We start from the raw sequence: 7,399 nt of genomic DNA on the forward strand, positions 1-7,399 counted from the left end.
AAGTAAAAAAGTTCCACACCCTTTAGTCGTTCGATGGTGTGGAACTTTTTAGGATTGGGGACTTTTGTCCCAGCCCCTTTACGTGTATATTAACTTACAGCACATGGCGACTCCTACTTATAGCTGCTTCCTTCCGGACCTGACTCATTCATAAGACCGCCATTGCCATAAGGCCTTTCGGCAAAGTTAAGTATACCATAAATCAATTTGGAAGGAAAGTCCTTTTTAGTCTGACTGCGGTCGGCGTAAATGCTTCCGATTTTCTTCTTTACGCTTTTTTCGCAGCTCGCGGAAGAATGACTGTAACAATTCCCGGCACTCTTCCTCTAGAATCCCCGTTTCAATCGCCGCTTGATGGTTAAACCGTTCATCCTCCAGCAAGTTCATCAACGTTCCTGCTGTCCCCGCCTTTTGATCAGGAGCCCCATAATACACCTTCTTCACTCGAGACAAAATAATCGCGCCACTGCACATCGGACATGGCTCCAAGGTGACAAAAAGTTCCGCATCCTCTAACCGCCAATTTTGCAAGGTCCGGTTCGCATCTCGAATCGCCAGCATCTCTGCATGAGTTGTCGCGTCATTCGTTGTCTCGCGCTCATTATGGCCGCGCCCAATGATCTCTCCATCTAAGACAACAACTGCCCCAATGGGAACTTCCCCTAATGCACGAGCTTTTTCCGCTTCTTTGATTGCTTCTTTCATAAACTGCTCTTTTTGTAAGTGATCCATTTCGTTCCCTCTTTCCACCCCTTCACTATAGCACGGCGCAAACCTCTTTCGCAATTCTTCCTATAGATATGGTAAAATATGAGAAAGTGTAAACAAGGAAGACGGTGAGAATTTACGTTGATTATCGAACAATTAAAAGAACTGTTTCCAGAGGCAGTGGTAAACGATGCCACCCGAATGGGCGAGAAATATTTCAGTATTCCGGTAGAGAATAAATGGATTCACTTCCCCCCTGAATCGATTACCGAACGGGAAAAGCAACTGGTCCTTCAAATTGCCACCCCTGATGGCGTCATGATTCAAAAACGCAAAAACCGTTGGGCTACATTCTTGCTGGAGAATCCCAAAAAAATTCCACCTGGTTTTAACCAGGTACAACTGTTACAGATTATGATTAAAAATACCAATAAAGAAAATTTCGATTATACCCTATGGCTCGATGCCTTTAAGCATACCTTCTCCTTTATTGAAGATGGATTTTTTATCTCCGACCATTATGGCATTATTGTCATCCATAATCCTACTTATATCGAGCTGACGGAAGAAATCGATGGAATCTTGAATGTATTGGATGATGACTTCACCATCCAAACATCGGTATATCTTGGCCAAAATTGGCCCGTCAATGAACATTTGCCAAGCCTTTTTGCAGAAGAGCAGCAGATTTTCCTAGACACCCGTTCCAGCAGCAAGCGTAATAAAATTACTACTTTGTCGGAGATTGCCCTGCCTCATTTTTCTTATGAAGCAACTGCCAAGAGTGTCCTCCTGCGCCAGTTAAAAACAGAAATCCGAGAATTAGAAGGCGGCGCCGACCTAGTCGATGCGATGTGGCATAACCTAGGAAATGTTTCGAAGGCAGCTGGAGATTTGTACGTGCACCGCAATACCTTGCAATACCGATTGGACCGCTTCTTCCAGGCAACTGGATTGAACTTAAAAACAATGGATGATTTGTTGCTTAGCTACTTAGCTGTTATGTCTCGATTTGAGGATCTTTAAGAGAAACTAGATAAAAAAATAGTTTCTTTCGTTTGTAGGAATCTTCGTTGCGATAGGACGTAATCTGGCGCCTCTATCGCAACGACAAACGACTGTGCGTGGTGATAGGACACAGTCCGGCAGCCTTACCACAACGATAACCCCCTCTTCACACGAAAAAATCTCATCCCACTCTGTTTCAGCTGTTGGGATGAGATTTATTATGTTCCATTAATGAAATTTGTCTTCAACCGTTTCTTTGTAGTCAACTGCTTTGTCTTTCATATCAGCGAAGACTTCCATCGCGGCGTCTTTCCAGTTTCCTGTACGGTCTAACACAGCTAAAAGTGTATCGATTTCTTTGTCGGACAGAGAATCTACTGCTTTTAACACACGTTGATTTCCTTTGAATTTATTCTTCACATAGGTTTTAACGCGTTGACGGTTGAGGTAGGAACCAATGCGATCCACAGTTTCTTCTTCATATGCCATTACTGCTGCGACAGCAGCTACTGCAGCCGTAGCCGCAAGACCGACTAGCAACGCTTTTTTTGAATTCTTCATCTCTATCGCTCCTTTTGCTTTTGTAAACATATTCTAACATACCGTTTAATCTTTACCGAATAAAACGATATTAGCCTTCTCGAAGTGTTTTATATTTGGTAAAATAAGACTCTATGAATTCAAAAGGAGGAGTCATTTCGATGCTCAAAAAGTGGCTGCAACAGTATATTGTTACCCATCCCCACCAAGATAAACGAACCGCAATCGGCGTACTTGCTGGGAAAGTAGGACTCCTATCGAATCTTTTTCTGGTTCTCATCAAACTATTGGCAGGATGGATGGCGGGAAGTGTCTCCATGATCACCGATGCAATGAATAATCTGGCAGATTCCGCTTCTTCTATTTTCACGTTGTTTGGCTTCCGTGCTGCGGCGAAACCGCCTGACAAGGAACATCCTTATGGCCACGAGCGTTTCGAGTATATTAGTGGATTTGTTATTTCTATTATCATTGTCTTTGTCGGCTTCCAGTTTCTCTTAACCTCCATCGAACGAATCTTGGATCCTACTAGTCTGCAAACCAGCCCGCTTGTTTTCTTCCTATTAGTCATTTCAATGGGAATCAAGTATTGGCAAGGAAAATTTTACCGAACTGCGGCTACTCATATCTCATCGAACACTCTGCATAGTGCCGCTGCTGATAGCATCAATGACATATTCATTACCTTGGTCGTGTTTGTTGCTTCTCTCGTTGAAGCACGCACAGGCTGGCTCATCGACGGCTATGCGGGTGTCTTGCTTGCCATTTTCATCATTTACAATGGCATCCAGATGATTCGTCATGCCATTGATGACTTACTGGGCAGCCGCCCCTCCCTTCCACAGCTCGCTCAAATGAAGGAGGTTTTGGACCAAGTAGATTCTATTGTCGGGTATCATGACTTGCTTGTTCACAACTATGGGCCTAATAAAACCTTCGCTACGATTCATATCGAGATTGATGACCGTTGGAGTTTGACAGAGGCACACCGTTTGATGGACCACATTGAGAAGTCCTTTAAGGATGAACTGGACGTTGAACTCGTTTGTCACGTAGACCCAATCGCCATTCAAAATGAAAAGCATACAGAAGTTTATCGTCAAGTGAAGAAAATTTTGCAATCGTATCTGTTGAACCTCAAGTTTCATGACTTTCAAATAGAAGAGTCGGAAGCTGGGCCAACGATTCACTTTGATGTGGTAGTACCCGATGACAGTGTGCCGACCAATGAAGAACTATTCCAAGCAATTGAGCGAGACATTCACCAACAGATTGGTCCATACCCAGTCATCATTGAGTTTGACCGGTTCGACCTATTAAAAGAAGTTCGTTAACAAAAAAAGATCGCTGCCCATTTTCGTGGACAGCGATCTTTTTATTTGCTTAGGAATTCGATGTGACTAATTCGTCTTCAGAACGTTTCGTCGTTTCTTTCTTTTCGTCTTTTACAGTTACACGAATTTTGCCGTTACGGGCACCAATCGTGACATGATCCCCATACTTGATGTGTCCGCTCAGCATTTCTTCACTCAGCGTGTCTTCAATCTCTTTCTGGATTGCCCGACGTATTGGACGAGCACCATATTCAGGATCAAAGCCTTCCTTCGCAATTGTATCGATAGCAGCTGGAGTAATTTTTACAAAAATATCCAAATCAGCGAGTCGTTTTACAATAACGTTGGCCATTAATTTAACAATTTCATGCAGTTCTTTTTTCTCCAAGGAGTGGAAGACAATCGATTCGTCAATCCGGTTCAAGAATTCTGGACGGAAGGAGTTTTTCAATTCCTCACGAATCCGTTTTTCCATTGCCTTGTAGTCATGACGCGCATCTTTCGCATTAAAACCAACCATCTTCTCATCTCGAAGCGCCGTTGCTCCTAAGTTGGAAGTCATGATTAAAATGGTATTGCGGAAATCGACTTTTCTTCCTTTTGAATCAGTCAAGTGACCATCATCGAGTACTTGTAAGAGAATGTTAAAGACATCTGGATGAGCCTTCTCGACTTCATCTAGCAAAATAACAGAGTACGGTTTTTGACGAATCTTTTCGGTCAACTGACCGCCTTCATCATAACCAACATATCCTGGAGGAGAACCTACCAGACGGCTGGTTGCGAATTTTTCCATGTATTCAGACATGTCAATACGGACTAATGCGTCTTCTGAGCCAAACATGGCTTCTGCCAAGGTTTTAGCTAGCTCGGTCTTCCCTACCCCCGTTGGACCTAGGAACAGGAAGCTCCCAATTGGACGATTTGGATCTTTCAACCCAGATCTAGCTCGGCGAATCGCACGGGAAACAGCGTTAACCGCTTCTCCTTGACCAATAACCCGTTCATGCAATACTTTCTCCAACTTCATCAAACGATCGCTTTCCTTTTGTTCCATTTGATAAACCGGAATACCCGTCCATAGCGCTACTACTTGCGCCACATCGGTTTCATCAACACTCAAGGTATATGGACCATCCTCCGAAGAGGCACTTGCTTCTCTCACCTTTTGAAGACGTTGCTTACGAGTCATTTCTTTTTTACGGATACGAGCCGCTTTCTCAAAGTCTTGGCTCAAAATAGCTTCTTCTTTTTGCTTGCTCAGTTGTGCAAGTTCTTCCTCTAGCTTCCCAGTCGGCGTGTCGCCATGAGTGACATCGAGGCGTACCTTCGCAGCTGATTCATCAATCAAATCGATTGCCTTATCTGGTAGACGGCGAGCTGTAATGTAGCGGACGGAGAGCTTCACAGCTGCTTCAATCGCTTCATCCGTAATCTCTACCCGGTGATGATCTTCATAGCGGCTACGCAACCCTTTTAAGATATCAACCGTTTCCTCAGCGTTCGCTTCGTCAATATGAATCGGAGCGAATCGACGCTCCAGAGCAGCATCTTTTTCAATGTATTTTTGATATTCATCCAGCGTAGTAGCACCAATCGTTTGCAATTCTCCACGTGCCAGAGCAGGTTTTAGGATATTGGACGCATCAATTGCGCCTTCTGCCCCTCCCGCACCAATTAAGGTATGAAGCTCGTCAATAAAGAGAATGACATTTCCATCATGATACACTTCATCAACGATCTTTTTCATCCGCTCTTCGAATTCACCGCGGTATTTTGTTCCTGCTACCAGTGAACCCATATCCAGCATCATTAAGCGCTTATTGGCTAATTGTTCCGGCACATCTCCTTGCACAATCCGTTGCGCAAGGCCTTCTACGATTGCCGTTTTCCCTACGCCAGGTTCTCCTACCAAGACCGGATTATTCTTCGTACGACGAGAAATAATTTGTAGAATCCGTTTCACTTCTCGGTCACGGCCCACAATAGGATCCAGCTTATCTTTACGAGCAAGTTCTGTCATGTCACGCGCTAATGAATCGAGCGTCGGTGTTCCTTCTGGATTCTTGGCAGCTTTTTTACCCATTTTATTGCTCCCTTTAGCGGGTTGTTTAAGACCAAGTTTCTCATAGAGCGTTTTACGTAGAGCTGTCACATCGACGCCCACATTTTTCAGGATTTTTACTGCTAAGATTTCTTCTTTCAGAATTCCCAGTAGAACATGTTCCGTTCCCACTAAAGGAACTCCTAATTTCTGAGATTCATTTGTTGCATGCATGATTACTTTTTTTGCACGAGGCGAAAATGGTAACGGGGTAAATTGATTTGCGGCAGGGTTTGCATTTCCGTAACCAGTCAAATGTTCAATCTCATCACGGATTAAGTGCTCGTCTACATGTAAGTCGCGTAAAACTTTTCCGGCGATGCCATCTGGTTCACGGACAAGCCCAAGTAAAATATGTTCCGTACCAATTGAATGATGTTTAAAGTGATGGGCCTCTTCTGTCGCAAATATTAAAGCTTTACTAGCTTTATCAGTGAATAGTTCGTCCATTCTCAACGCCTCCTTTACTAACGTTATGACGATTGTCAAACTTCGTAACGTAAACTTTTTAATAATTTTGTCAACAATTGAGCACGTACGACGTCTTCGTCCGTCCCAAATGTTTGTAACCACTGTTTGTCCATTACGGAAAGAATCAGATTCCCTTCCCGTTTCGAAATTACTTTTTTATTATATAGGTTTTGCACAATGACATAGGCATCTCGCTCACAAATGTGGTCTCCCACCATGCGGACCATTTCATCAATGAATTCTGCTTCATCAAGAAATTTCACTTTCATAATCCGGATGTAGCCACCGCCACCTCGTTTACTTTCTACTAGGTAACCATGTTGTTCGGTAAAGCGAGTATTAATAACATAATTGATTTGTGAAGGAACACAATTGAAGCGTACAGCCATTTCATTCCGACGTATTTCCACTTGCTCTTCGGATGTTAAAATCTTTTTGATATAAGCTTCAATAATATCGGACATATTTTGATTTTGCAAAACTTCTGCCTCCCTTCAACTGACTAATTTTGACTATTACACTTAAATAGTAAAATATTCTCGGGCAGAAGTCAAATGTAAAGAATGGTCAGTCCTGTCAATCGTTGATTCTATTGGCTTCCTATTATAACGCATCTTCAAAAAATTACAAACGATAGAGATAGGAACAAACAAAAAAGACCAAGACGTTAAAACGTCCTAGTCCTTGAAATCGGGAAGACAGGATTCGAACCTGCGACCCCTTGGTCCCAAACCAAGTGCTCTACCAAGCTGAGCTACTTCCCGAAAAAAATGCACCCAGCAGGAGTCGAACCTGCAACCGCCTGATTCGTAGTCAGGTACTCTATCCAATTGAGCTATGGGTGCTCCATTCTTAAAAAAATACAAAAAAATAAGCGGAAGACGGGGTTCGAACCCGCGACCCCCACCTTGGCAAGGTGATGTTCTACCACTGAACTACTTCCGCAAGGTGCCAACCTCTGATGAAGTTGAACAAATTTTAATGAGTCATGCAGGGCTCGAACCTGCGACCCTCTGATTAAAAGTCAGATGCTCTACCAGCTGAGCTAATGACTCAAACTAATATGGAGGTTGACGGGATCGAACCGCCGACATCCTGCTTGTAAGGCAGACGCTCTCCCAGCTGAGCTAAACCTCCATCGTTTAAAAAGAAAAAAATGCGCGGCAGCGTCCTACTCTCACAAAGGGAAACCCTTCACTACAATCGGCGCTAAGAAGCTTAACTTCTGTGTTCG

General features: G+C 43.5%; 6 protein-coding genes, 5 tRNA genes, 1 rRNA gene and 1 other RNA gene. 2 read left to right on the plus strand and 11 right to left on the minus strand.

Features of this window, described 5'->3' with window-relative positions; translation table 11 throughout:
- Positions 1-88: 88 nt before the first annotated feature.
- Together ffs and tadA are read right to left on the minus strand one after the other, a co-directional pair.
- An RNA gene (gene ffs / locus PVE40_RS11990) (signal recognition particle sRNA small type) lies at positions 89-174 on the minus strand.
- A gap of 51 nt (positions 175-225) precedes the next feature.
- On the minus strand, positions 226-732 hold the full coding sequence (gene tadA, locus PVE40_RS11995) for a tRNA adenosine(34) deaminase TadA (protein ID WP_274732184.1): 507 nt from the start codon (positions 730-732) through the stop codon (positions 226-228).
- A 117-nt stretch (positions 733-849) separates the two neighbouring features.
- Between tadA and PVE40_RS12000 the strand changes: the two genes are divergently transcribed.
- Complete coding sequence (locus PVE40_RS12000; RefSeq protein WP_274732185.1) at positions 850-1,734, plus strand: helix-turn-helix domain-containing protein; 885 nt, start codon at positions 850-852, stop codon at positions 1,732-1,734.
- A 210-nt stretch (positions 1,735-1,944) separates the two neighbouring features.
- Here PVE40_RS12000 and PVE40_RS12005 read toward each other — a convergent pair whose 3' ends face one another.
- Positions 1,945-2,277, minus strand: a complete 333-nt coding sequence (locus tag PVE40_RS12005; RefSeq protein WP_274732186.1) for a hypothetical protein — start codon at positions 2,275-2,277, stop codon at positions 1,945-1,947.
- 140 nt (positions 2,278-2,417) lie between these two features.
- Here PVE40_RS12005 and PVE40_RS12010 point away from each other — a divergent pair, with 140 nt between their 5' ends.
- Positions 2,418-3,590 (plus strand): cation diffusion facilitator family transporter, encoded by a 1,173-nt coding sequence (locus PVE40_RS12010; protein WP_274732187.1) that lies wholly within the window; start codon positions 2,418-2,420, stop codon positions 3,588-3,590.
- 49 nt (positions 3,591-3,639) lie between these two features.
- On the opposite strand, the gene PVE40_RS12015 is transcribed toward PVE40_RS12010, so the two are convergent.
- The 8 genes from PVE40_RS12015 to rrf all read right to left on the minus strand — a co-directional run.
- Positions 3,640-6,144, minus strand: coding sequence for an ATP-dependent Clp protease ATP-binding subunit (locus PVE40_RS12015; protein WP_274732188.1), 2,505 nt, complete (start codon positions 6,142-6,144; stop codon positions 3,640-3,642).
- Between the two features lie 35 nt (positions 6,145-6,179).
- Complete coding sequence (locus tag PVE40_RS12020) at positions 6,180-6,644, minus strand: CtsR family transcriptional regulator (RefSeq protein ID WP_274732189.1); 465 nt, start codon at positions 6,642-6,644, stop codon at positions 6,180-6,182.
- 211 nt (positions 6,645-6,855) lie between these two features.
- Positions 6,856-6,929, minus strand: a tRNA-Pro gene (locus PVE40_RS12025).
- Positions 6,930-6,936: 7 nt separating this feature from the next.
- A tRNA-Arg gene (locus tag PVE40_RS12030) sits at positions 6,937-7,010 on the minus strand.
- Between the two features lie 28 nt (positions 7,011-7,038).
- Positions 7,039-7,110 (minus strand) — tRNA-Gly (locus PVE40_RS12035).
- A gap of 37 nt (positions 7,111-7,147) precedes the next feature.
- Positions 7,148-7,220, minus strand: a tRNA-Lys gene (locus tag PVE40_RS12040).
- 9 nt (positions 7,221-7,229) lie between these two features.
- A tRNA-Val gene (locus PVE40_RS12045) sits at positions 7,230-7,302 on the minus strand.
- A gap of 21 nt (positions 7,303-7,323) precedes the next feature.
- Positions 7,324-7,399: ribosomal RNA gene (gene rrf, locus PVE40_RS13005) — 5S ribosomal RNA — on the minus strand; the annotation flags it as partial.

This window comes from Jeotgalibaca caeni, assembly GCF_028863945.1.
Taxonomy (GTDB): Bacteria; Bacillota; Bacilli; order Lactobacillales; family Aerococcaceae; genus Jeotgalibaca; species Jeotgalibaca caeni.

Bases quoted from the DNA above. Each gene is read 5' to 3' on its own strand.
- PVE40_RS12005 (WP_274732186.1), bottom strand. From the start codon at position 2,277: ATGAAGAATTCAAAAAAAGCGTTGCTAGTCGGTCTTGCGGCTACGGCT.
- PVE40_RS12015 (WP_274732188.1), bottom strand. From the start codon at position 6,144: ATGGACGAACTATTCACTGATAAAGCTAGTAAAGCTTTAATATTTGCG.
- PVE40_RS12010 (WP_274732187.1), top strand. From the start codon at position 2,418: ATGCTCAAAAAGTGGCTGCAACAGTATATTGTTACCCATCCCCACCAA.
- tadA (WP_274732184.1), bottom strand. From the start codon at position 732: ATGGATCACTTACAAAAAGAGCAGTTTATGAAAGAAGCAATCAAAGAA.